Origin of the sequence: Aeromonas sp. BIGb0445, assembly GCF_024809075.1 — a bacterium.
GTDB classification, from domain to species: Bacteria; Pseudomonadota; Gammaproteobacteria; order Enterobacterales; family Aeromonadaceae; genus Aeromonas; species Aeromonas rivuli.
Map to the genome: position 1 here is coordinate 526,685 of NZ_JANUES010000001.1, position 25,407 is coordinate 552,091.

Sequence of the window (25,407 nt, forward strand, 5' to 3'; positions counted from 1 at the left end):
AGCTTGCGGTGTGCCGCTGACAACACAAAGAGGCCCAGGAGGGCCTCTTTGTGGTTCGGGGCTTCTGTTGTTTAAGCGGGTACGGCAGCCAGCTTGCCCTTGCGCAATTTTTTCAGGGCAACGGCGACCACGCCGGTGACGATGGCACCGCAGATCATGCACAGCAGCGCCAGCAGCGGCTTGTTGACCGCGCCCAGCAGGGCCACGATGGGGCCACCGTGGGCCACGCTGTTGGTGATGCCGAACAGGAAGGCCATCACGGCGGCGGTCATGCTGCCCAGCACGTTGGCCGGAATGACCGCGAGCGGGTCACGGGCGGCAAACGGAATGGCCCCTTCGGAGATGCCCACCAGGCCCATGGCACCGGCGGCTTTGCCCGCTTCGATTTCGGAGGCATCGAACACATCCAGCTTGCGACCAATGAGGGTGGCGAAGGCCATGCCCAGTGGTGCGGCAGGAATGGCGCAGGCCATGGCGCCCATGAACTGGGTCTGGCCCGAGGCTATCATGCCCACCGAGAACAGGAAGGCGACCTTGTTGACCGGGCCCCCCATGTCAAAGCCCGCCATGCCACCCAGCACTATGCCCAGCAGCACCATGCTGCCGCCGCTCATGGAGAGCAGCATGTTGTTGAGGCCGGTCATCATGTCGGCGATGGGGGCGCCAATGATGAAGATGAACACCGCGGCAATGAACAGGGAACCGACGATGGGCGCAATCATGACCGGCACCAGGGGTTGCACCATCTTGCTGTAGTTGCGGGTCGCTATCCAGCGCACCAGGTAGCCGACCAGCAGGCCCGCGACGATGGCACCGATAAAGCCGGTGCCAGCGTCGGCGCCGTAGAAGCTGCCGTCATTGGCTATCCAGCCGCCGATAAAGCCCGGCGCCAGGGCGGGGCGGTCGGCAATGGCATAGGCGATGTAGGCCGAGAGCACGGGGATCATCAGCTTGAAGGCCACCACGCCGACGTTGAGGATCTGGTTCCACATGCTCCCTTCCGGGATCTGCATGCCGCTCGGGGTCGGGTGACCCCCGATGGCCAGTGCCAACGCAATCAGCAGGCCGCCGGTGACCACGAAGGGGATCATGTGGGAGACGCCGTTCATCAGGAAACGGTAGAGATCGCCGCTGCCGCCACCGGCGCTCTGCTCCTCGCCCTTCTTGTCCTCTTTGTCTGCCACATAGGCTGGCGCCTTGAGCGCCTGCTCGATCAGCCCCTTGCCATCCTTGATGGGGGCCTTGACCCCGGTCTTGATGAGCGGCTTGCCGTTGAAGCGGGACATGTCCACCTGCTTGTCACAGGCCACCACGATGGCGCTGGCGCGGGCAATGTCGGCCGCAGTCGGGCTGTTCTTGACGCCGATGGAGCCGTTGGTCTCCACCTTGACCTCGTAACCCAGCTCCTTGGCGGCGCGCTCAAGAGACTCGGCGGCCAGATAGGTGTGGGCGATACCGGCCGGGCAGCCGGTGACACCTATGATGAAGCCTTTGTCGGCGACTGGGGCGGCTTGCTCTTCTTTCTTCTCGAGCAGCAGGGCCAGTGCCTCGGCAGAGCTCCTGGCGGCCAGCAGTTTGGCGATAAAGCCCTCTTCGATCAGCTTGGCGGAGAGCTCGGCCAGCACCTCGATATGGTGGTTGGCGCCACCGGCCGGGGAGGCAATCATGAAGAACAATTTGGAGGGCTGCCCATCCTCGGCGCCGTAGTCGATGCCGGCTCGGCTGATGCCGATGGCCACCGCCGGGGTGCTCACCGCCGCGCTCTTGGCGTGGGGCAGGGCAACGCCCTCCTCGAAGCCGGTGTTGTCCAGCGCTTCCCGGGCCCACAGGTCCTTGATGAACTGCTGCTCATCGCTGACTTTTCCCTGGGCGACCAGCAAGCGGGCCATCTCGCTGAAGACCTCCTCCTTGCATGTCGCTGTTAAATCGAGATTGATCAGATGCTCGTTGATAAGGGTGGTGATCATGGCGTTCTCCCTGCTCCTGGCCGGAGCCTGTTGGCATCTCTTCCCGGATTGCCGCCCGGGACATGCAGACAAAGTTGACACTCATATTATGGTGGCATGGCGGCCACTGCCCTATCGGACAAACATGCTGTTTACTGGATTTTTGTGCGGTGAAATCCCGAGTGTGAGCCGGATCCCAAAGCGAGCTATTGGTCTAAGATAGTAAGGCTATTGTATTTTTACACATAAAATCATGATGTTAGTTTATATATGGTTGCGGTGTTATCGCTGTGGCCCTACCAGTCAGGACGGGAGAGAGAAGCTTCTTCTGTAAATTTGTGAGGGTAGATGATGGGGCGAGATGTGAGCCAACGCACATAAATGGCAGCCGTCAGGGGGAGGCAGGTGGAGAAGAGGGAGGGCAAGCTGGAGAAATGGAGGCAAGCGGAGATCGGCGCAACAGAGCATCAATGGGCAGCCGTAGGGTGCAATGAACGGAGAGAATTGCACCGCCGAGCAGGGTGGCAAGGATGAGCATCGCGGTGCAATGCGCGTTGCTTATTGCACCCTACCTGGCTGATTAGACCTGCGGTTGCCGCCGGTTGCCGCCGGTTGCCGCCGGTTGGCAATGCGATGCACTAACCCTACAATCCCTGCATAACGGCCGCGATACCGATCACGATCAGAGAGAGACGTCCCACCTCTCGCTAAAGCAAATCCATATGAATATCCTGCCGGATAAATTCCGGGTTCAAGCCAAGTGGCGCCGTAATGGCCAGGCTGGATATGAATTTCACAAGTAATCTGGTTTAGTTTTTGGGGGACGTCCGTATTTATTTATTCTTGTATCATCCAGTTATCTATATTGGGGCAAGTAAGGACATGCTTTAATTTGGACACTTTTCAGCTTGCTCTTTCGACACAAACATCAGGTGCCATTAAATTAAGCATCAGCCTACTGCGCTGAAGGTTGCCGTGGCGTTCGAAAATTCAATATCCAAGCTACGCCAATACCTGAATCAGCTTTGCTAGTCGAACCTAAGGGCTCTATTATTTACGTGGCATCATCATCCATAGACCGCAGAGGGCGACACCCATGCCCAGCAATCGAGTGACTGAAAAGGCTTCTCGAAAAAACAACAGTCCAATAGGTAAAAGCAAGAGTGTACCTGCCGCATTGGTCAGGAATGAAGATATCCCCAGATGGCCACCTGCTCGATATAACAACAAGAATCCAAGCTCAATCCCTAAAATTCCCAGCGCCACGCCAGCAACACTCCAGTTTAATATTTGGACGCTGCGACTACCGTCATAAAAATAAATGCCAGGTAAACATAATAAAAGGGCGATGCCATAACTCAAGGACAAAGATAAAAATGGATTGACACCACTAGGTACAAATTTAATCGAAAGGTGGTATACGACCGAACCTGCGATAGCAAGAATGACAGCTAAAACGTACATCGTGAACTCCAGCTAAAAAATAAAAGCATGCTCACTCTAGCGGATGGCATAGCTCATAGGTAGACTGCAAAAATGAATGGCAGCTATAAGATTCCTTTATGACAAATGACTTTGATACCGCGCTGCTGCGCTCTTTCGTGAGTGTTGTACGATGTGGTAGCATTAACCGGGCCGCAATATTGCAAGGGAAAACCCAGCCAGCGCTTAGCCAGCAAATTCAGCGTTTAGAGCAGCAACTAGGTCATGCATTGCTGCTTCGCTCCAACAGAGGAATACGTTTAAGTACGGAGGGGGAGGCGTTATTACCTTATGCAGAACGCATTTTGAGTCTGACCGATCAACTGAGTCTAAAGCCTGCATCACAAGGTAAACTGCATTGCAGTATTGGTTTGGTTGAAGATCTGGTGAGTAATCACTTTACCCGCGTATTAGCAGACTTTGCTTGTGTGCATCCTGGATTAAGCTTGCGGGTTGAGGTGACCAATAAGCAGTCGCTATTTGCTGCGTTTGAACGTGGTGAGTTGGATGTGTTGGTCAGCATGCCGATTGTCAATGCACCAGCACCCATTCAGGAATTTAGTTTTCCACTTTATTGGTTTGCAGCTAATGGGTTCGAACATCAAGGTGAATCATTACCTTTAGTCATTTTTAGTCAGCCTTGCTCATGGCGTAATCGTATATTAGAGGCATTGAATAGAAACGGTATTCCTTGGCATATAGTATTTGAGAGCAGTAGCCTTGCAGCTTTACAGGCTGCTACAGAGGCTGGGCTGGGCGTCGTCGCTTTATTTTCTCAAACACCCCCACATCATAGCCAGAGATTGACCCAGCTCCCTGCACTCCCAAATATTACAATTGCAGTTTATCGCCAGCGGGGAGATATGGATAAAACGGTTCAAGATTTAACCAATCTGTTTCTAAGAGAAATGCAGCATAATCATAATGTTGTAACGCTAAATAATGGTGAAGGACAGTAGATCACTGAAGAAAGGGGGGCTCAGCCCAGTTTGTGCGATCAGGAAGCGCTTCATGGGCCACGAGCCATCGTTTCGATTGCCGTCTCGTTGGATATATGGCTCATCTCATATCCTGGGCTAAAAATCATGGGCTGGTGCTGAACGAAGTGAAGCCAAGGTTTACCGCGACATGTATCGTTAATTCTGGTGTGCCAATCTCTTGTATCCACGTTTATTCCGCTCTGGCTGGCGCAATAGTGATCGCCTGTCGGGCTTAGCTACGCTCTGCGCCAACCTAAAAACTACGCTACCACCAGTGACGACAGCTTCCAGTCTGCTGCGGTTAATCGGTGATATAGCGGGACATGGCCGCTCGATGACCTTGTTGCGGCACAGGCTGCGATCCCGAGGGAGCCTGGTTGCAAGCGGGGCATAGCAAGCGGTGGTGGAAGGGGGTAAAACGGCCCTTTGCGAGAAACCGGTCGGTGATCAACACATGAGTGAGAGTGCGGACATATTTGTGCAGCAGCAGGCTGGCTATCGCCCCTTGCCGGGGTAACAGCCACTCAATACTCGAGAAAGGTCTCGCCGCAGCGCTCGCAAATCAGGTGCTTCACATGGGTGGCCTGATAGGCCAGGGTCTCGCCAAATGCCCAGTTGGTGATGCTGCTGGCGCGAAAGGCTTGCCAGAAGGCCTTGCGCGGCTCCTTGGGCATGATGTCCTGGCTGTGGTCTCGGGCAACCAGCACCACGATATGGTGAGTGCGCTCCCCGCACTGGTCGCAGGGATGGACTTCGCTCTGTGGTTCGGTCTGTGCCTGCTGTGTTGTTACCATGACATCGACTCCCGCTCTGGATGGCGCGCCCATCATAGGTTTATTCACTGGCCTCTCAACCCCCAATGTGGGGGAGTCAGCCATGGGGGGAGGGCGCCTCTTGAGCTCGGTCTGCACGGCCAGGGGATGACGCGCTGGTGCCAGCGCATGGGCAGCCAGGAAGCCTTGCCTGAGCCTCAGGCCGATTCTCGTTTTTGCAGGTTGGGGGTGATGATATGGCGGTTGGGGGCGAGATCCGGTTGCTGCATCCGGGCCAGCAGCCGCTGGGCGGCCTGGCGGCCAATCTCCCGGGCCGGTGAGCTGACGAAGGTGAGGGCGGGGGAGGTGAGTTCCGCCTCCGCCACGTCGTCAAAGCCGAGCAGCGCCACTTGCTGGCCGATGTAGTTGTCCTTGCCGACGCTGCGCCCGCTCGCCTCCACCCCGTAGATGCCCCCCAGCGCCACCTCGGGATAGTGACAGAGGATGGCGGTCACCTTGGGATGCTGATGCAGCAGCTGGGCTATGGTGTCGGCGGCGCTGCGCTGGGTGCGCTCGCACTCCAATATCCACTCGGGTTTGAAGGGCAGGCCGTATTGCAGCAGGCTGGCGCAGTAGCCGCCGATCCGCTCGGCGCGGGCCAGGGAGTCGGCCCGTCCCCCCACGTAGGCGATATGGCGATGACCCTGCTCGATGAGATAGGTGGTGGCCTGCTGGGCGGCGTGGCTGTTGTCCGGGCCGATAAAGTCCACGTCATCGCGATAGTAGGAGCGGGCGGCGCACACCACCGGCAATTGCGAGTCGAGCAGGGTCTGCAGCGTCTTGGCCGCCGCGCCGCGCACCGGATTGAAGATGATGCCAGCCACCCCCTGGCGCGACAGGGACTGGATGCTCTGCTGCAACCGCTCCGGGCTGTGGCCGCACTGGGTCAGAAACAGCAGATAGCCCTGCTGCTCCAGCACCTCGCTCACCCCGGCGGTCACCTCGGTATAGAAGGGGTCGGTGATGTCGCGCAGGATCAAGCCCACCAGATTGGAGTGCTGGCTGCGCAGGTTGGCGGCGGCGCTGTTGGGCACATAATCGAGTTGCCTGATGGCCTGCTGCACCCGCTCTGCGGTGGCGGGGGAGATACGCCCCTTGCCGTTGAGCACCATGGAGACTGTGGTGACCGAGACCCCCGCCAGCTCTGCCACGTCGGTGATTTTGGCCAGTTTCGCAGCTTGCGGTCTGGGCGACATAGGATTGGATGGCATGGAGTGTGACGACATAGAGCGCGCGTTGCAGCCAGGGACAAGAGATCAGATAGCCACAGCATAACCCCTCATATCCCCAAGTGAAACGTTACATCCCGCGGGCATGGATCTGCCTCACAGATTTGCGACAGGCTGCCATCTTTGCCCATGATTCTGTGATCTTGTCGGCACTTGTGAGTTGATAAAACGTTTTATCATCCATAAAACCTGATGGGACTCCGCCCCTGCTTGCGTTTATCAACCAGGGGGGTGAAGAAGAGCGACATCGGGACCTGACCTTCAACTCACAAGGATCCGTCACATGGCCAAGTCCCCCGCCAAATCCACGATATGGGAGTTCCTGCAGAGCCTCGGCAAGACCTTTATGCTGCCGGTGGCCCTGCTCGCCTTCTCCGGCATCCTGCTCGGGGTCGGCAGCTCCCTCACCAGCGATGCGGTGAAGCAGAGCATGCCCTTCCTCGACAACATGGTGTTGCAGCTGCTCTTCCTCTGGATGACCAAGGTGGGGCTGGTGGCCTTCATCTATCTGCCGGTGATGTTTGCGGTCGCCATTCCGCTCGGATTGGCGCGGGAAGAGAAGGGGGTGGCAGCCTTTGCCGGTTTCGTCGGTTATGCGGCGCTCAACCTCTCCATCAACTTCTACCTGACGGTGGCCAATGTGATCGGTGACGGGGCGGCGGAGAAAGCCTACGGGGTGAAATCGATCCTCGGTATCAGCTCCATCGATACCGGTATTCTGGGGGCCATCATCGTCGGGGTCATCGTCGCCAAGCTGCATGCCCGTTTCTACACCTACCGGATGCCGGATGCGCTGGCCTTCTTCGGCGGTGCCCGGTTCGTGCCCATCATCACGGCGCTGGTACTGGGGGTGGTCGGTCTGGTGGTGCCTCTGGTCTGGCCCTGGTTCGCCGCCGGTATCAACGGCATCGGTGCCGTCATCTCCCACGCAGGCCCCTTCGGTCCCTTCCTGTTCGGTACCGGTGAGCGTCTGCTGTTGCCGCTCGGCCTGCACCACATTCTGGTGGCGCTCATTCGCTTCACCGAAGCGGGCGGCACCCAGTTGGTGTGCGGCAACGAGGTGAGCGGCGCCCTCAACATCTTCTACTCCGAGCTCTCCTGCGCCGACACCACCGGCTTCTCGGTCTCCGCCACCTCCTTCCTGTCACAGGGCAAGATGCCCGCCTTCCTCGGCGGCCTGCCGGGGGCGGCACTGGCCATGTATCACTGCGCCCGACCGGAGAATCGCGGCAAGATCAAGGCGCTGCTGGTGTCCGGGGTGGTGGCCTGCGTCATCGGTGGCATCACAGAGCCGCTGGAGTTCCTGTTCCTGTTCGTGGCGCCGGTGCTCTACTTCATCCACGCCATCCTGACCGGTCTGGGTTTCATGACCATGGGGCTCCTGGGGGTCACCATCGGCAACACCGATGGCAACCTCATCGATTTTCTGGTGTTCGGGGTGCTGCAGGGCACCGCGACCAAGTGGTATCTGGTGCCCGTGGTCGCCGCGATCTGGTTTGCCGTTTACTACGGCGTGTTCCGCTTTGCCATCGTCCGCTTCAACCTCAAGACCCCGGGCCGCGAGATTGAGAGCAACGACGCCCCGCAACCGGCGGGCAAACCCGTGGGCAGCAGCGGTTACAACGGCGAGATCATCCTCAATGCCCTGGGGGGCGCCGACAACATACTGGCGCTGGACAACTGCATCACCCGGCTGCGGATGTCGGTGCAGGACATGAGCCGGGTCGATGACAAGCTGCTCAAAGCCAATGGCGCCATCGGGGTGATCAAGCTCGACGAGCACAACCTGCAGGTGGTGATAGGCCCTCAGGTGCACCTGGTGAAAAACCAGCTGCAGAGCCTGATGGGGACCTGATCGTCCGCGCCAGCAAGATAATGTCGGGGGCTGATGCCCCCTTATCCATTCTTCCTGGCCATTCGCCGCATTGATGGAGAAAGAAATAGCATGCATGAGACTTATGACTTCGAGCGCCCGGTCGATCGCCACGGCACCTACTGTACCCAGTGGGACTATGTGGCAGACCGTTTCGGCCATGCCGACTTGCTCCCCTTCACCATCTCGGACATGGATCTTGAGACAGCCCCCTGCATACGCGCGGCGCTGGCCAAGCGGCTGGAACACGGGGTGTTTGGCTACAGCCGCTGGAACCACAGTGACTTCAAGGGGGCGGTGAGCGGCTGGTTTGCCCGCCGTCATGGCGCCAGCCTCGACCCCGAGACCCTGGTCTATGGCCCCTCGGTCATCTATGTGGTCGCTCAGTTGGTGAGCCTCTGGTCGGCGCCGGGGGAGGGCGTGCTGGTGCACACCCCCGCCTACGACGCCTTCGGCAATATGCTGGCGGCCAGCGATCGGGTATTGCTTTCCTGCCCGCTGCAAAAGAGGGAGGGGCGTTATCAGATCGACTGGGTCTGTTTTGAGCAACAGGCGGCCCGCCCCGATTGCCGCATCCTGCTGCTGTGCAGCCCCCACAATCCCACAGGCCGGGTCTGGAGCCGGGATGAACTGTCCCGCATGGCAGACATCTGCCAGCGCCACGGGGTCAAGGTGATCTCGGACGACATCCATATGGATATAAGCTTTACCCCCTACCTGCCCTGGAGCGAGGTGGCGCCAGATGACAGTTGGGCGCAGGTCAGCTCGGGCTCGAAATCCTTCAATATTCCGGCCCTTGGCGGCGCCTATGCCTTTATCCCTGAGGTGACGAGCCGGGAAGGGTATTTACGGCAACTCAAGGCCGCCCATGGCCTCTCCTCCCCCCCCATTCTCGGCATCCTGGCCCATATCAGCGCCTACCGGGATGGCGATGGCTGGCTCGATGCCCTGAAGCGCCACCTGCATGGCAATCTGGCGCACGTTGCCGAGCGGCTCAATGCCGCCTTCCCGGCCATCGACTACCAAGTGCCCGAGGGCACCTATCTCGCCTGGATTGATCTCAACGGACTCGGCATCGACAGGGCGGAAAAGATGGATGCCCTGCAAAGCTTGCTGGTGGAGAAATACCGGGTCGCCATCATGCGCGGCGACACCTACGGCCCCGAGGGAACAGGCTTTATCCGCCTCAATGTGGGTTGCTCCAGGCAAAAACTCGACAAGGGGCTCGATGCTCTGATAAGCGCGCTGAGGGAGTTGCACGCCAGATGAATCAAGCCGCCTCGGGGCGGCTTGTTCATTTCGAGGCCGTCTTTTCAGGCTGATAACGGGTCTGCTCAATCTGATCGAAGCGCAGGATCAGGGTGTCGCCCCCCTTGAGGCGATAGGCGCAGTGGGCGGCGTTGCAGGCGATGCGGATATGGGGCTCGTCACCGAGCAAAGGTGACTGACTATGGGCCTCTGTCGTCGGCCAGCTGCCCTTTTCAACTTTTTCGATCTGGTTGCGCGCCAGCTCTGCTCCCATCGGCTTGATATGTTCTGATGCCATGATGACCAACAAGGGGGGAAGAATAAAAACAGCGAATTTGAGGTAAGCGCTTTTTAGCCAAATCAAGCAATTGAAAGTGAAGGGAGCCGGATATTGATGAGCAATCTTGCCTCCTTTTCGCACGATGGGAAGCAGCACGAAACAGCGAACCAGCCACCAGGAGAGTGTCAGTCGCCACTTCACTTTGAAAAACAGAAAGGAGAGCACCACAAACAGCGTCCCAACTGCCAAGACAAGGGGAAATATATAGGGCAGAAACAGTTTGATAAGCAGGTGAAAACCGTAGAGAAGTGTGACGTCTGCTGGGAGTGAAAGCTCGGTGCTATCCAGCCCGAACTGACTCAGGTAGCCGTGGTAATAACGCATTCCCACAACGTAAATGGCCGCTGTCAGCAGCGGGATAGCCGCGCACAGAATACCGACGAAATGCAGCATGCCTCCTTTCTCTTCATCCTCGTCCTTTGAAGCTCGCAGCTCTTGCAGATGTTTCTTGAGCCACTTTCTATGCAGGATCGCCATATCCTGATCCATCGCTAACCTCCTTTCTAATCAGATTGTTCCGCACTGTGTTGATCTCAGCCCACAGGTTCTGCCGCCCGCATCCATTGGTGGAGCCGGAGCTTGATTGCTGCCTTTTCGGTGATGAGGAGCATCGATGATGCTTGCATAAAACATAACTAAAGGGGCCAAAAGGCCCCTTTTTATTTCGACATGATCAGTCTGTGATTGGCGGGATCAGGCAACCTTGCTGCTCTCTGCCAGGGTGCGGGCCAGCAACCCTTCCGGATTGTGGATGGCCTCCTTGGTCTTCACATCGATGATCTCGATGTCCTTGAAACGCTCCCGGTTCTTGATGGCCACATCGTGGGCCAGGATGACGTAGCGGGCGTTGGCCACGTCCTTGGCGGTGATGCGGTTGATGATGCCGTTGGCGCCCTGGGTCTCGACTTTCAGCTTGATCCCCTGTTTGGCGGCCGCCTTTTGCAGGCTCTTGGCGGCGAGGAAGGTGTGGGCCACCCCTGAGGGACAGGCGGTGATGGCGAGCACTTCTGCTTCCCCTTCCGCTTCGATGGCCTGGTAGTCGGTGTCGGCGGTGGTGATCTCTTCATCTTCGGTCACCGGTTTTTTCAGCGCATTGACGATGAGGGCCGTGGTCAGGGCACCGAGCAGGGTGCCCAGGATGTAGCCCATCTTGCCTTCCACCACAGGCAGCACTATCCAGCCGCCCCAGGGGGCGTGGTTGATGCTGTGCATCATGAAGCCGGTGATGTTGCCGACGATGCCGCCTGCGACGATTGCCGGGATGACGCGCACCGGGTCGGCGGCGGCAAAGGGAATGGCCCCCTCGCTGATGCCGATCATGCCCATGATGGCGGCCGCCTTGCCCGCTTCACGCTCCTCTTTCTTGTAACGACGGGGCGAGAGCAGGGTGGCCAGCGCCATGCCGAGCGGCGGTACGCAGATGGCGATGCCGACACCGCCCATCAGCCAGGGTTGGGTGTTGACCTGAGTCTGGGCGAACAGGGTGGCGACCTTGTTGACCGGGCCGCCCATGTCGAAGGCGGTCATGCCACCCAGGATGGCGCCCAGCATCACCTTGCCTGAGCCTGCCATGCTGGAGAGCCAGTGGTTCATCCCGTCCATCATGGCGGCGATGGGGGCGCCTATCACCCACATCACTATGCCGCACACCAGGAAGGTGCCGATCAGCGGATAGATGAAGATGGAGCCGAGCGAACTCATGGAATCCGGTAGTTTTATGCGTTTGAGCTGATTGACGATGAGGCCTGCGATGAAGCCCACCAGGATGGCGCCGAGAAAACCGGTGTGGAACTGCTGCACCGCGATCCAGGAGCCGATCATGCCGGGCGCCAGGCCCGGTTTGTCCGCCATGGAGTAGGCGATGTAGCCGCCGAGCACGGCGGTGAAGAGCGTCAGCCCCGCGATGCCCATGTCGGCCATGTCCTTGAGCACCCCGGCCTCGGGCACCGCGCCCTTGCCGCTCATCATCACCGATAGCGACAGCAAGACGCCCCCCGCGACGATGAAGGGGATCATGTGGGAGGTGCCGAACAGCAGGTGCTGTTTGAGGGTGCCGAGCTGGGCCTTGATGCTGCGATCCTGGGGCTCAGGCACGCTGGGTTGCGGCGCCCTGATCTGGGCTGGCTTGTTGCCGGCCGCACTGGTGGGAGCCTGGGCCGCCAGCAGTTTGAGCACCTCGGCCTTGCTGCTGGCCGCCTGCACCTGCGGGATAAAGCCCGGCTCCAGCAGCTTGGTGGAGAGCTCGGCCAGCACCTCGATATGGTGGTTGGCGCCGCCTGCGGGGGAGGCAATCATGAAGAACAGCTTGGAGGGCAAGCCATCTTCGGCGCCGTAGTCTATCCCCTGCCGGCTGATGCCGATGACGATGGCGGGCTGGAGTACCGCCTCGCTCTTGGCGTGGGGCAGGGCGACCCCCTGCTCGAAGCCGGTGTTGTCGAGATTTTCCCGTGCCCAGAGGTCGCGTACGAACTGGTCCTGATTGGCAATCTTGCCGCTGGCCTTGAGCCGGGCGGCCAGCTCGACAAACAGCCCCTGCTTGTCTTTGGCGGCGATGTCGAGGCAGATCAGTCCTTCATCTATCAACGAGGTGAGCATATGTGTCTCCTGGCTCCTTCGTGGAGCCGTTGCGATGGGTAACAATTGACCCGCCTATTGTTTCGCCCTTGCCTTCATGTGGATATCGGACATATGTGCCCTTTACTGGATTTTTGTGCCAAGGCGGGGACCCTGTGATCCTGTTCGCATTTTTATATGGTTTGGCTGAGGGGAAGGAATTTAATTAATATTGTTTAAAAACAGTATGTTAATGAACTTACAATAAGGGTGAGGCGACCATGCCATGGTTGGCAGGTAAAATAGGATGGAGATTTGTGTGCCATCACCACGGCCAAAAATGTGAGCGCTGTGGCAAAAATGCGCTGGTGTAACAGGATATGGCGCTGTTGTTGTGCGTCGGCAGCCCCGGGGAGGGATCGGCGCCACACCACAGACCCTTGGTTCATCCGATGGATGGCGAGCGACCCGATCTGCACATCCACGCAGCAGAAGAGGGAGGGGGTGGATAAAACAAGGGCCATCTTCTGATGGCCCTTGTGCATTCAGGGGGTCATGGCACCCCTTAGCTGCGATTGCCGGCGCGGGCGACCCGTCCCTCGGCCAGCAGCTGGTAGCTGCCGGTAGCGGCGGGGACGAAGGCGGACTGGCCCTTCTCGAGGCGCAGTGACTGCTCACCTTGCTGGAGGGTCACTGTGCCATCGATGGCAAACAGGATCTCGGCGCTGGTGGTGATGAGCTGGTGCCCACCGGCCGGGTAGACGCTGAAGGTGAAGTCAGGTACCGGCACCTCAAAGTGCAGTACAGCACCGTCGAGGCGAGGGGCCAGCAGGATCTGATCGTCCGGCTTGGCCACAAAACGGGTGCAATCGAGCAGCTCTGCCACGTCTATGTATTTCGGGGTCAGCCCTGCCCGCAGCACGTTGTCGGAGTTGGCCATGATCTCGAGGCCGGTGCCGCGCACATAGGCATGGGGGGTGCAGGCATCGAGGAACATGGCCTGACCCGGCTTGAGGGTCACCACGTTCAGCAAGAGCGGCGAGAAGAGGCCCAGGTCTCCCGGATACTGGGCGGCCAGGCTGGTGATGAGGGCAAAGGTCTCCTCATCCTGATGGGCGGCGGCATAGCTCAGCAGGCCCGCCAGGGCGGCTTCTTTACGCGCGCCGTCCAGCACCAGCAACTGGTGGAAGAAGTGCTGCAACCCGGCTTCACCCTGATCCGCTGCGTGAGCGGCGGCGAGGGCCGCTACCAGATCGGCGATAGCCGCCAGCTTGACTCGCTCGAACAGCGCCAGGATGGCGGGAATGGCGCGAAAGCCGTTCATCGCCTGATAGGGGGTGAGGGCAAACACCAGCTCCGGCTTGTGGTTCGGGTCTTTGTAGTTGCGATTGCTCGCCTTGGGCGAGATGCCGGCGGCCTCTTCCTTGGCAAAGCCCGCTTCGGCCTGGGATTTGCTGGGGTGTACCTGGATGGAGAGGGCCTTCTCGGCGCAGAGCACCTTGAACAGGAACGGCAGGCTGCCGAAGCGGGCGACGGTGGCCTCACCCAGCACGGCGCTGGGGGCGGCCTCGATAACGGCGGAAAGCTTCTGCGCACCGCCCGCTAGGCTCACCTCGGAGCAGCCATTGGGGTGGGCCCCCATCCACAGCTCGGCCTGAGGGCTGCCGTCCGGATTCGGGATACCAAACAGGGTGGTGAGGGCGGCACGGCTGCCCCATTCGTAGCCCTGGATCGGGTTTTTCATCAACAGAAAAGAGGGAAGATCACGACAACTCATAAGGGACGCCTCATTTAGTTTGAAGAAAGTTGTTTGAAGAAAAGGGTGGAATTGACGGTCCGGCCCGGACTATAACATGGGCGGTTGCGGCGGCCGCAATCGCTTGCCTCTCTCTTGACCGGGATCATCATGTCACTCATCTTCAGCCAACTGCTCGACGACGCCATCACTGAGCAGGCCCCCTTCGAGCGAGTCTGGTTTGCCAGTGAGCAGGGGGTGCCGCCCAGCTTCAGCTACCAGGTCAACTTTCCCCGCCTCGAGCTGGTGTTCAGCGGCGAGTATGTCAATCAGGTCTGGGACAAGGGGCAGGGCAGCCAGGAGATCCGGATATTGCCGGGGCAGGCGCTCTATATTCCGCCCAACGGCTGGAACAAGCCGCAGTGGAGCACGGATTGCTCGGTGCTGAGCCTGCTGTTTGGCAAGCGCCAGCTTGGCTTCAGCCTGGTGAGCAAACGCCGGGAAGATCCCGATTTCTTCGATGTGCAAAAACACAGCATCATGGCCCGGGCCGGTCATGTGACAGAGCATATTCTGGCGGCCCTCAACGTGTTGACCGAGGATCCCGGCCGCTCCCCCACCGACAACCATCTGCTGCTGGCGCTGCTGACCAGTGCCCAGCAACTGCTTGGCGCATCGGCGACCGAGCGGCCCCGGGGTGCGGACTTGTTTCATGGTATCTGCATCTATATCCAGGAAAATTTTCACCGCCCCATCAGTCGTGACTCCATCGCCCACCGCTTCAACCTGTCGGCCAGTCATCTCTCCCACCTGTTTCGTGAGCAGGGTCATATGCGGCTGGCGGATTACATCAGCTGGGTGCGGATCGACAGAGCCAAGTTCATGCTCAAGAAGTACCGCTTCCGCCTGGAAGAGGTGGCCAATCGCTGCGGCTACGGTGATGTGAATTACTTCTGCCGGGTGTTCAAGCAAAAAACCGGATTGACCCCCTCCCAATACCGCGCCCTGAGCCAGCCTCAGGGGGAGGGCCAGCCCCTGACGGGAGCGTGAGTGGCCCAGACTGTGATGATGGAAAAGAGGAGGGGGAGAACTGTCCCGGGGCACCCGTAGCGGGGTTGTTGGCCGCATTCCCGGTTGGCGGATGAGGCTGATATCGGGCGCCAGATGAGGGCTACCTGCCTCGTCAGATCACCTGCGAGTCATCATGGCGAAGAGGTGGCTCGGGCTGCCATGCCCGATCTCAGGTGCGCATAGAGGCCTGCTCCGGCCAAGATCCCGGCGAGGGCCAGTAGCAGCCAGATGGCCGTGCTAGGGCGAGTGCCCGCATCCCCCAGCATAAATCCGATCAGCAGGTTGCCAAAGAGCGCCATGCAGCCCCCGGCGCTGGCATAGAAGCCGTAATAGCTGGCGAGCTGGTCGGGGGGGGCGTAGCGGGGCAGCTGGGCGGCAAAGAGCGGAAAGCAGAGGATGGAGCCCAAGGAGAGCAGGGCCACTTGCGCCAATACCCCCGCCGTCGGCCAAGGGGCCAACAGGGGCAGGGCCAGGTAGCTCAATCCCATCAGCCCGATGCCGAGCCCCATGGCCAGAGGGACGCCAAGATGGCGCTCCACCAGGCGCGAGGCCGGCAGCTGGAGCAGGACGCCGATCACCGCCGAGAGGGTGAACACGCCGCCGAGCAGCTCGGTGGCGTCCGGCAGGCTCTGGATATGGGCGGGCAGGGCCAGATAGAGCTGGTGGAACAGGATCTGATAGCTGCCTGCCAGCAGGGTGAACATCATGAAGGGGCGCTGACGCAAAATGGTGCCCCATTGGCGCAAGATGGCGCCGCGGGGGGCCTGATTGGCCACCGGGCGTTTGGGCAGTACCCGATACTGCAGCACCCCGAGCAGGGCGAACAGGCTAGCCGCCAGAATACCCGTCAGGGCATAGCTCTGCTGGGTCAGAGTCAGGCCGACCAGGGGACCGAGCAGCATGCCCGCCTGGCTGGCGAGGTTGTGCAGGGCGAAGGCGCGCTGGCGCTGGCTCGGGGTGTCGCATTCGCTCGCCAGATAGGCCTGGGCGCAGGGGGTGAACAGGGCCCCGGCAAAGCCGGTCAGGGCCGCCGCCAGCAGCAGTATGGGCAGGGACTCGGCCCAGCCCAGCAGTACGAAACCGACCGATCGCACCAGGCAACCCCAGACGATGGCGGGGTGATAGCCGATGCGATCCCCCAGCGTTCCCCCCAGCAAAAACAGCCCCTGCTGGCTGAAGACCCGCATCCCCATCACCAGGCCGCAGGCCCAGCCGGCGAGGCCAAGGCCGCTGCCCATGTGCTGGGCGAGGAAGGGCAGCATCATGTAGAAGCCGAGATTGAACGCCAGGCCATTGATGATGAGCAGGCGGGCGGCCAGGCTCATGCCCTGCCAGTCCCGCCAGTAGGAGGCGCCGTTCATGTTGCGTGCATCCGGGGGCCGGTTGCGGGCCAGGCCGCAGGCGCTGTCATGGGAAGTCTCGTCATGATTGTCTTCGCAGGGTACGAAGGAAGGGGATGCCGCTCTGATCGTGGCTTATCTGCACCGGCACCTGATAGAGGCGCTCGATGAGGTCGGCGTCGAGCACCTGGGAGGGGGGGCCGAAGGCCTGCAGATCGCCCCCTGCCAGCACGATCAGCTGATCGGCAAACTGGGCCGCCAGGTTGAGATCGTGCAGCACCACCAGGGTGATCCACTGCTGCTCCCGGGTCTGCTGGCAGAGGTGCTCCATCAGTTGCATCTGGTGGTGAAGGTCGAGGGCGCTGACCGGCTCGTCCAGCATCATGATGCGGGGGTCGCGCAGCAGCACCTGGGCGAACAGCACCATCTGCCGCTGGCCGCCGCTTAAGGAGTAGAGCGGACGATCCGCCAGATGAGCGATGCCGAGGGCCTGCAAGGCGCGGGCGGCGGCCAGGATATCCTCGTCCGCGAGGCGCATGGAGAGGCTGTCGAGGCGCCCCAGCACCACCACTTCGATGACGCTCAAGTCCAGCTCCAGCTGGATATTCTGGGGCATGTAGCCAAATTGCTGACGCCACTTGGCCTGGGTCATCTGGCGGGCGCTCTGGCCCCCCAGACGGATGTCGCCAGCGGCCGGGGTCAGTTCCCCAAAGAGGGCGCGCAGCAATGAGGTCTTGCCGGTCCCGTTCGGGCCGATGATCACATGAACCTGACCCGGGTGCAGGGTGAGGCTCAGATCCCGCAGCAGGGTCTGCTGGCCTATGGCGAGGGAGAGTCGGGATATTTCAAGCACGTTTACGCCCCTTGCCGAGGATCAGCCAGATAAAGAAGGGCACGCCAATGAGCGCAGTGACGATGCCGATGGGAAAGAGGGCCCCCGGGATGATGGACTTGGAGAGCACCGAGGCGGCCGACAGCATGCAGGCGCCGCACAGGGCCGACAGCGGGATCAGGAAGCGCTGATCTTCCCCCACCAGCATGCGGGCTATGTGGGGAGCTACCAGGCCGACGAAGCCGATGATGCCGACGAAGCTGGTGGCGGTGGCGGTGAGCAGGGCCACCAGGATCAGGGTCTTGAGGCGCAGTCTGTCCACGTTGACCCCGAGACTCCGGGCCCTGGCTTCCCCCAGCCGCAGGCTGGTGAGGGCCCAGGCGTCCCGGTAGATGAGCCCGCTGCAGATAAGGGTGACGGCGGCCGTGATCAGCAAGGCATCCCAGCTGGTGCGCATCAGGCTGCCAAACAGCCAGAACATGATCTGCTGGTTGAGCTCGGGGGAGGAGAGAAACTGCAGCAGGGAGAGCAGGGACTGAAACAGGAACAGCAGGGCTATGCCCGCCAGGATCAGGGTCTGGCTGCTGATGTTGCGCATCATGGCCAGACCAAACAAGAGGCTGGCGGCAAACATGCACAGGATGAAGGCGCCGGCCGGAATGGCAATCAGGGGAGGCAGACCAAGACCGCCGGTATAGAGCGCCAGTGCGGCGCCAAGCCCGGCCGCGGCCGCGAGCCCCAGGGTGTAGGGGCTGGCCAGGGGGTTGTCCAGCAGGGTCTGCATCTGGACGCCGCCAAGCCCGAGGGAGGCGCCGACCACCAGAGCCATCAGGGCGATGGGCAGGCGCATGTCAAAGACGATGGTGCGGGTCATGGAGTCCGCCTGGGCGGGGGAGAGCAGGGCATCGATCACTTCCCCAAGGGGCAGCAGGGAGGGGCCTGTGGCGATGTCGAGCACCAGGGTAATGCACAGCACCAGGGTGAGCAGCGCCAGCCAGTGCCAGCGACGGCGCTCCCGTTGCCGCTGGCGGGTGAGGGTCTGCTGCAGGGCAGCCAAATCATTCATGATAACCATCCTGAAACGGGCGCTCTCAACGGGCGCCCGCAAGGGTTGAAGAGGGATGACGAAGAGGGACTTTCCCGACTCGGGTCGGAAAAGTCCGGCCCGTCAGGTTCAATCTGCCATTACTTGATACCCAGCATAAAGGTGCCCTGGGGACGAATGGGCAGATAGCTGCGGTAGAAGCCCTGATAGGTGGCCAGGGGATCGAGATCCTCGAACAAGTCCGGGTAGAGCGCCTTGGCCATGAATTCGATGAGGGCGGCATCCATGATGCTGCGGGTGGCGCCGTGATAGACGGCGTAGAGTCGACCCTGCTGCACGGCGGGCAACTCGCTCCAGCCCGGACGGGCAGCAAAGCCCTGCAGGCGCTGGCGCACCGTCTCGGCCGAGACGTCCTGACCGACCTGCATCGCCTCTGCGCTGCTCACGCTCTCGTAGCCCGCCATCAGGATGACCTCGGGTTTGCTCGCCAGCAGTTGCTCAGGGTGTATGGGGCCCCAGCGTTCGACGAAGGGGGCCGCGACGTTGTTACCGCCGGCCAGCAGGGCCATGGCGCCCCACATGTCCTTGCCATAGGTGTAGCTGTACTCGGCCGGGCCCTTGTCCCCCAGCTCGATATAGACCCGGGGCGGCTGGCGCTTCGCCTGGGCAACCCGGGAAGTGATGGTGTCAATCCTGGCCTTGTATTCGTCGGCCATCTTCTGGGCACGGGCCTCCTGGCCGGTCACCTTGCCAAGCAGCAGGGTGCTCGCCATGTGGCGGGCCAGGGTCTGGGCGTTGTAGTCCACCACCACCACCGGAATGCCTGCCTGCTCGAGGCGCGGCAGATCCGGGGCGAGGGCCTCGTATTGCCACTGGGCCAGGATCACCAGATCGGGCTTGACCGCCAGGGTCTTCTCGATGGAGAAGCTCTGATCCTGCACGTTGCCAAGGTCGGGCACCTTGGCCAGTTGCGGCAGACTGGCCACATAGAGGGACCAGATGGCGGGGCGGGACTTGACGAACCAGCCACGGGACATGCCCACCAGGCGATCGGCGCCCCCTTCACCGGCCACGGCCAGGTAATCCTCGGGATAGAAACCGAGCACGATGCGGCTCGCAGGCAGGCTCAGTGAGACCTTGCGGCCCATCACATCTTCCACTTCAACGGGGGCGGCGGCATGTGCCATCCAGCTCATCAGGGCGAGCTGACCAAGCAGCAGCAACTTTGCCAGGGGGTGACGAAACATCTTGTGAAACCTCGGGGGGGACACGGCTTAAAAAGAAAGTGAGAACTATTACTATTTAATGTTCAAAAAGCAATGAGGTTCTACATGGTCAGTCCTCTCTTTTTCTCCCCGGGAGGGGCGTCTGCGTGGTCTAATCCCCGCACCCCGCGAGGGCCTGCCTTTCTCGGAACGGGCTGATTTTTGACCCCAGGGGGAGGGCGATGCAACCATGGCACCCCGAGTGCGCACTGTTGAAGAAGGGGGGTGAAAAGCCTTGACTCATCTTCTTCTTTGGGTCGGCGCAGTCGCATTGTGATCCAGTGCGCGACTATGGTCCGCGCAGTGTGCTCACCATTTGATTATGTAAAAGGATGGGCTAAGATGGCCGCGGAAACGATCAGATTGATAACAAAAGGAAGTTAGGAGATGCCGATGGAAAGCAAAGTAGTAGTCCCGACCCAGGGCCAGAAAATCACAGTAGCAGCCGATGGCAAGCTGACCGTACCGAACAATCCCATCATTCCTTTTATCGAAGGGGATGGTATCGGTGTGGACGTGACCCCTGCCATGCTGAACGTGGTCAATGCCGCGGTCGAGAAGGCTTACAAAGGCGAGCGCAAAATCGCCTGGATGGAAATCTACACCGGTGAGAAGTCGACTCACATCTATGGCGAAGGTGCCTGGCTGCCTGCCGAAACCCTGGATTTCATTCGTGAATACCATGTGGCCATCAAGGGCCCGCTGACCACCCCGGTCGGTGGCGGCATTCGCTCCCTCAACGTGGCCCTGCGTCAGGAGCTGGATCTCTACGTCTGCCTGCGCCCGGTGCGTTACTACCAGGGCACTCCTAGCCCGGTCAAACGTCCTGACTTGACCGACATGGTGATCTTCCGCGAAAACGCCGAAGACATCTACGCTGGCATCGAGTGGAAAGCGGATAGCGATGAGGCCAAAAAGGTCATCGCCTTCCTGCAAAACGAGATGGGCGTGAAGAAAATTCGCTTCCCCGAGTCTTGCGGCATCGGCATCAAGCCCATGTCCAAAGCCGGCACCGAGCGCCTGGTGCGTGCCGCCATCGAGTACGCCATCGACAACGATCGCGACTCCGTGACCCTGGTCCACAAGGGCAACATCATGAAGTTCACCGAAGGTGCCTTCAAGGATTGGGGCTATGCCCTGGCCCAGAAAGAGTACGATGCCCAGTTGATCGACGGCGGCCCCTGGTGCTCCTTCAAAAACCCGAAGACCGGCAAGGTCATCACCGTCAAAGACGTCATCGCCGACGCCTTCCTGCAACAGATCCTGCTGCGCCCGGCCGAGTATGATGTCATCGCCTGTATGAACCTCAACGGCGACTACATCTCCGACGCCCTGGCCGCTCAGGTCGGCGGCATCGGCATCGCTCCTGGCGCCAACATCGGCGACGGTGTGGCCCTGTTTGAAGCAACTCACGGCACCGCGCCCAAGTACGCAGGCCAGGACAAGGTCAACCCGGGCTCCCTCATCCTCTCCGCCGAGATGATGTTGCGCCACCTCGGCTGGGTCGAAGCGGCAGATCTGGTCGTGAAGGGGATGGAACAAGCCATCGCCAACAAGACAGTCACCTATGACTTCGAGCGACTGATGGAAGGGGCCACGCTGCGCTCTTGCTCCGAGTTCGCTCAGGACATGATCGATCAGATGTAATCTATTGATTACTTTGATATTAAAAGGCCGCCATCAGATGATGGCGGCCTTTTTCATTGAGGCAATACCGCCAGTTGATGAACCATGGGCCAGATGTTGGCAATGACGTTGCTAGTCCAAAGGAAAGATTCCAACGACACCTGATTAATTGTCTGTAAATCAACCAAACGGACCCTGATAATTTCCTTTTCTGTACTCTTGGGAGAGGGAGGATGCTAGAATCCGAAGCTGATTTTAAGCGCCATCTGTGGGCACCTTTGACATTCTCTGCCCATGGCCAATCAATAGTGTGTCAGCTCGTCTCAGAGCCCCGATGCTCCGCCTTGCAGTTCAACGTGTCACCTGAGGTCAACATCATGATCCGTGCGCACACACAATCTGGTCAAAAGCAGCAAACTGGGGGCTGTCACCCAGGGGCGGTAGCCTGCGTTTTTGGTAGCGTTTCGAGGCAAGCGGTTATATTTCAGACATATTTATTGCGAATGAATATCTTTCATTATTTCCCTACTCAGCTAGTCGGTAGCATGAGCAGATCCAGATAAATGAAGATACTCGTAACGGGTGGATCCGGTTTCATCGGTTCGGCGCTGATCCGTCATATTATTCGACAGACCCAAGATGAGGTGGTCAATGTCGATGCGTTGACCTATGCCGCCAATACTGCCGCCCTGGAAGAGTGTGCCGACTCACCCCGCTATCAATTTGAACACGCCAACATTTGTGATGGCGCTGCCATGGCGCGTATTTTTTCAGTACACCAGCCTGATGTTGTCATGCATCTCGCCGCCGAAAGCCATGTGGATCGTTCCATCACCGAGCCGGCCAGCTTTATTCAAACCAACATCATCGGTACCTATACCCTGTTGGAGGCGGCAAGAACCTATTGGGATGGTTTACCTGCGGAGCGTCAGGCAAGGTTTCGCCTGCAGCATGTCTCGACCGATGAGGTGTATGGTGACCTGCCTCATCCGGATGAGTTTTCTGTTTCTTCTTCCCTTGCGAAAGGGAGTCGAAGTGAGGCAGAAACATTGCCGCTCTTTACCGAAACCACAGCCTATGCACCGAGCAGCCCTTACTCTGCCGCCAAGGCATCGAGTGACCATCTGGTGCGTGCCTGGCACCGAACCTACGGGCTGCCAATCCTGGTGACCAATTGCTCTAACAATTACGGACCCTGGCAACATGCGGAGAAACTGATCCCGCAAACTATCAACAATGCCTTGGCCGGCAAGCCAATCCCCCTTTATGGCAAGGGGGACCAGATCCGTGATTGGCTCTATGTGGATGATCATGTCCGTGCCCTTTATCTGGTACTGACTGAGGGGAAGGTCGGCGAGACCTACAACATCGGCGGCCACAATGAGAAGCGGAATCTAGAGGTGATGCAGACCATCTGTGATCTGCTTGATAAGTTGGTACCCCAAACCGCCTCTTATCGTGATCAGATCACCTTTGTGGCTGATCGCCCAGGTCACGACCGCCGCTATGCCATCGATGCCAGCAAGATAGCCTCTGAGCTTGAATGGCAACCGCAAGAGACTTTTGAGTCAGGCATATGCAAGACGATAATCTGGAGCCTTTCCCAAATTAAAGAAATTGATTGAATTCATAGCTGACATATTTGCATGTCTTGCTCGGACTGAACTTGAGATTGGTATTTTATATGAAGAATAATATTTTGAGTCTCATTGGTCGAAATAAAGACCTGTTTGTTGATGATATCAGTAAAAATGAACAGGAATTGTCTGATGTTGTCAGCCAATCCCGATTTCTTGTGCTCGGTGGCGCAGGCTCCATTGGTCAGGCTGTGACCAAAGAGATCTTTAAACGAAATCCACTCAAACTGCATGTTGTTGATATCAGTGAGAACAACATGGTTGAATTAGTACGAGATATTCGCAGCTCATTTGGATATATCCATGGGGATTTCCAGACATTTGCGCTGGATATCGGCTCCATCGAATATGATGCCTTTATCAAAGCCGATGGCGCTTACGACTATGTGCTCAATCTCTCCGCGTTGAAGCATGTGCGCAGTGAAAAAGACCCCTTCACCCTGATGCGCATGATTGATGTCAACGTGTTCAATACCGACAAAACCATCCAGCACTCCATCGACATGGGGGTGAAGAAGTATTTCTGTGTCTCGACGGACAAGGCGGCCAACCCGGTCAACATGATGGGCGCCTCCAAGCGCATCATGGAGATGTTTCTGATGCGTCGCAGCGAGCAGATTGCCATTTCAACCGCGCGCTTTGCCAACGTGGCATTCTCCGATGGCTCCCTGTTGCACGGCTTCAATCAACGGCTGCAAAAGCGTCAGCCCATCGTCGCCCCCAGTGACATCAAGCGTTATTTCGTGACGCCGCAGGAGTCCGGGGAGCTGTGCCTGATGTCCTGCATCTTTGGTGAGAACCGGGATATTTTCTTCCCAAAACTCAGTGAAGCCCTCCACCTCATCACCTTTGCCGAGATCGCGGTGAAATATCTGGAACAGCATGGTTACAAACCCTATCTGTGCAAGGATGAGGATGAAGCCAGGACCCTGATGGCGAGTCTGCCGGAGCAGGGTATGTGGCCTTGCCTCTTTACCGAGAGCGACACCACGGGTGAGAAAGACTTCGAAGAGTTCTTCACCGATAAAGAAACGCTGGATATGGCAAGATTTGAAAACCTGGGCATCATCAAGAATGAACCCGCCTATCAGAATGACCTGCTCAACCATTTCGAACAGACCATTGTTGCCATGAAAACGAAACGTGCCTGGGACAAGAAAGAGATCGTCGAGCTGTTCTTCGCCATGATCCCTGATTTTGGTCATAAAGAAACAGGCAAATATCTCGACGGCAAGATGTAAGGAGTCGGTATGCATACTCAATTGATTCGTTTTATTCGTGATACCTACAAAACCGATGACTTCATTCCTCTCCATGCACCGACCTTTGCCGGCAATGAGCGCCAATATGTACTCGATACCCTGGAAAGTACCTTTGTCTCCAGCGTGGGCGCCTATGTTGAGCAGTTCGAGCAGCAGATAGCAGCCTTTACCGGTTCAACCCGGGCTATTGCCACCATGAATGGGACCGCCGCACTGCATATTGCCCTTTATATGGCAGGCGTGCAGGCGGGAGATCTGGTTATCACCCAACCTCTGACCTTCGTGGCAACCTGTAACGCCTTGCATCACATGGGGGCAGAACCCGTGTTCGTCGATGTCTCCCGTCAGAGTCTGGGATTGTGTCCCATTGCTCTGGCAAGCTGGCTGGAGAGCCATGCCCAACGCACCGAGGCAGGCTGTATTCACAAGGAGAGTGGTCGACCCCTGAGAGCCGTCGTCCCCATGCATACTTTTGGTCATCCGGTTGAACTCGATGAGTTGCAGGCCGTGTGTCAGGCCTGGAACATAGCTCTGGTGGAAGATGCTGCAGAGAGTCTGGGTTCCTATTACAAGGGGAGGCATACCGGGACGCTGAGTGCATTTTCCGCCCTGAGCTTCAATGGCAACAAGATCATCACCACGGGCGGCGGCGGCATGGTGCTGTGTCAGGATGCAGAGCAAGGGGCACGTACCAAGCACATCACCACCACGGCCAAGGTGCCGCACCCGTTCGAGTTCTACCACGATGAGCCTGGCTTCAACTACCGCATGCCCAATCTGAATGCGGCTCTGGGGTGTGCCCAGATGGAGGCCTTGCCTCAGTTTCTGGCGCAGAAGCGGGCGCTGGCCATGCACTATGCCGAATTCTTCAAGGATCAGGCGTGCCAGTTCGTCACCGAACCGTCCTACGGGCGTTCCAACTACTGGCTCAATGCCATCATCTGCGCCGATCAGGGGCAGCGTGACAGCTTGCTGACTGAGATGAACAAGGCGGGTGTCATGACTCGCCCCGTCTGGCAGCTGATGCACCGCCTGCCCATGTTTGCTAACGCCCTGCGCGGGGACTTGTCCAATGCACAGTGGCTTGAAGCGCACCTAATCAACCTGCCCAGCTCCCCGGTCGAGGTTTGA

The 25,407-nt window shown here is 59.0% G+C and carries 19 protein-coding genes; 8 read left to right on the forward strand and 11 right to left on the reverse strand.

Annotated elements, in window-relative coordinates; genetic code table 11:
* Positions 1–71: 71 nt before the first annotated feature.
* Entirely contained in the window at positions 72–1,967 is a 1,896-nt protein-coding gene (locus tag M2367_RS02450) for a fructose-specific PTS transporter subunit EIIC (RefSeq protein ID WP_259235652.1), read from the reverse strand.
* 1,029 nt (positions 1,968–2,996) lie between these two features.
* A complete protein-coding gene (locus M2367_RS02455) occupies positions 2,997–3,410 on the reverse strand; it encodes a hypothetical protein (protein ID WP_084218076.1) in 414 nt (137 codons plus the stop codon).
* 98 nt (positions 3,411–3,508) lie between these two features.
* Here M2367_RS02455 and M2367_RS02460 point away from each other — a divergent pair, with 98 nt between their 5' ends.
* Complete coding sequence (locus tag M2367_RS02460) at positions 3,509–4,387, forward strand: LysR substrate-binding domain-containing protein (RefSeq protein WP_259235653.1); 879 nt, start codon at positions 3,509–3,511, stop codon at positions 4,385–4,387.
* 545 nt (positions 4,388–4,932) lie between these two features.
* Here M2367_RS02460 and M2367_RS02465 read toward each other — a convergent pair.
* Positions 4,933–5,202 (reverse strand): hypothetical protein, encoded by a 270-nt coding sequence (locus M2367_RS02465; RefSeq protein WP_259235654.1) that lies wholly within the window; start codon positions 5,200–5,202, stop codon positions 4,933–4,935.
* Positions 5,203–5,378: 176 nt separating this feature from the next.
* Complete coding sequence (gene malI / locus M2367_RS02470; protein WP_259235840.1) at positions 5,379–6,416, reverse strand: Mal regulon transcriptional regulator MalI; 1,038 nt, start codon at positions 6,414–6,416, stop codon at positions 5,379–5,381.
* Positions 6,417–6,732: 316 nt separating this feature from the next.
* Here malI and malX point away from each other — a divergent pair, with 316 nt between their 5' ends.
* Positions 6,733–8,304 (forward strand): maltose/glucose-specific PTS transporter subunit IIBC, encoded by a 1,572-nt coding sequence (gene malX / locus M2367_RS02475; protein WP_259235655.1) that lies wholly within the window; start codon positions 6,733–6,735, stop codon positions 8,302–8,304.
* A gap of 90 nt (positions 8,305–8,394) precedes the next feature.
* Positions 8,395–9,591 carry a MalY/PatB family protein gene (locus tag M2367_RS02480; protein ID WP_259235656.1) on the forward strand — a complete coding sequence of 399 codons (1,197 nt, stop codon included), beginning with the start codon at positions 8,395–8,397 and terminating at the stop codon, positions 9,589–9,591.
* Between the two features lie 25 nt (positions 9,592–9,616).
* On the opposite strand, the gene M2367_RS02485 is transcribed toward M2367_RS02480, so the two are convergent.
* The 3 genes from M2367_RS02485 to manA all read right to left on the reverse strand — a co-directional run bounded on the left by M2367_RS02485 (position 9,617) and on the right by manA (position 14,240).
* Positions 9,617–10,399: a hypothetical protein gene (locus M2367_RS02485; RefSeq protein WP_259235657.1), complete on the reverse strand. Its 783-nt coding sequence runs from the start codon at positions 10,397–10,399 to the stop codon at positions 9,617–9,619.
* Between the two features lie 204 nt (positions 10,400–10,603).
* Positions 10,604–12,505 (reverse strand): PTS fructose transporter subunit EIIC, encoded by a 1,902-nt coding sequence (locus tag M2367_RS02490; protein ID WP_259235658.1) that lies wholly within the window; start codon positions 12,503–12,505, stop codon positions 10,604–10,606.
* Between the two features lie 523 nt (positions 12,506–13,028).
* Positions 13,029–14,240, reverse strand: a complete 1,212-nt coding sequence (gene manA, locus M2367_RS02495) for a mannose-6-phosphate isomerase, class I (RefSeq protein WP_259235659.1) — start codon at positions 14,238–14,240, stop codon at positions 13,029–13,031.
* Between the two features lie 129 nt (positions 14,241–14,369).
* On the opposite strand from manA, the gene M2367_RS02500 reads away from it, so the two are divergent.
* Positions 14,370–15,248 (forward strand): AraC family transcriptional regulator, encoded by an 879-nt coding sequence (locus tag M2367_RS02500; protein WP_259235660.1) that lies wholly within the window; start codon positions 14,370–14,372, stop codon positions 15,246–15,248.
* Positions 15,249–15,400: 152 nt separating this feature from the next.
* Here M2367_RS02500 and M2367_RS02505 read toward each other — a convergent pair whose 3' ends face one another.
* The 4 genes from M2367_RS02505 to M2367_RS02520 all read right to left on the reverse strand — a co-directional run bounded on the left by M2367_RS02505 (position 15,401) and on the right by M2367_RS02520 (position 19,733).
* Positions 15,401–16,630, reverse strand: a complete 1,230-nt coding sequence (locus M2367_RS02505) for an MFS transporter (RefSeq protein WP_259235661.1) — start codon at positions 16,628–16,630, stop codon at positions 15,401–15,403.
* Between the two features lie 61 nt (positions 16,631–16,691).
* Complete coding sequence (locus M2367_RS02510; protein ID WP_042039520.1) at positions 16,692–17,462, reverse strand: ABC transporter ATP-binding protein; 771 nt, start codon at positions 17,460–17,462, stop codon at positions 16,692–16,694.
* Positions 17,455–18,507, reverse strand: coding sequence for an iron ABC transporter permease (locus M2367_RS02515; protein WP_259235662.1), 1,053 nt, complete (start codon positions 18,505–18,507; stop codon positions 17,455–17,457). Before M2367_RS02515 ends, M2367_RS02510 begins: the two co-directional genes overlap by 8 nt.
* Positions 18,508–18,626: 119 nt before the next feature.
* Positions 18,627–19,733, reverse strand: a complete 1,107-nt coding sequence (locus M2367_RS02520) for an ABC transporter substrate-binding protein (RefSeq protein WP_259235663.1) — start codon at positions 19,731–19,733, stop codon at positions 18,627–18,629.
* A 411-nt stretch (positions 19,734–20,144) separates the two neighbouring features.
* Here M2367_RS02520 and icd point away from each other — a divergent pair, with 411 nt between their 5' ends.
* The 4 genes from icd to M2367_RS02540 all read left to right on the forward strand — a co-directional run bounded on the left by icd (position 20,145) and on the right by M2367_RS02540 (position 25,407).
* Positions 20,145–21,398, forward strand: a complete 1,254-nt coding sequence (icd, locus tag M2367_RS02525; protein WP_042039561.1) for an NADP-dependent isocitrate dehydrogenase — start codon at positions 20,145–20,147, stop codon at positions 21,396–21,398.
* A 542-nt stretch (positions 21,399–21,940) separates the two neighbouring features.
* A complete protein-coding gene (gene rfbB / locus M2367_RS02530; protein WP_259235664.1) occupies positions 21,941–23,002 on the forward strand; it encodes a dTDP-glucose 4,6-dehydratase in 1,062 nt (353 codons plus the stop codon).
* A gap of 47 nt (positions 23,003–23,049) precedes the next feature.
* Positions 23,050–24,255: a UDP-N-acetylglucosamine 4,6-dehydratase gene (locus M2367_RS02535; protein ID WP_259235665.1), complete on the forward strand. Its 1,206-nt coding sequence runs from the start codon at positions 23,050–23,052 to the stop codon at positions 24,253–24,255.
* Between the two features lie 9 nt (positions 24,256–24,264).
* Positions 24,265–25,407 (forward strand): LegC family aminotransferase, encoded by a 1,143-nt coding sequence (locus M2367_RS02540; protein WP_259235666.1) that lies wholly within the window; start codon positions 24,265–24,267, stop codon positions 25,405–25,407.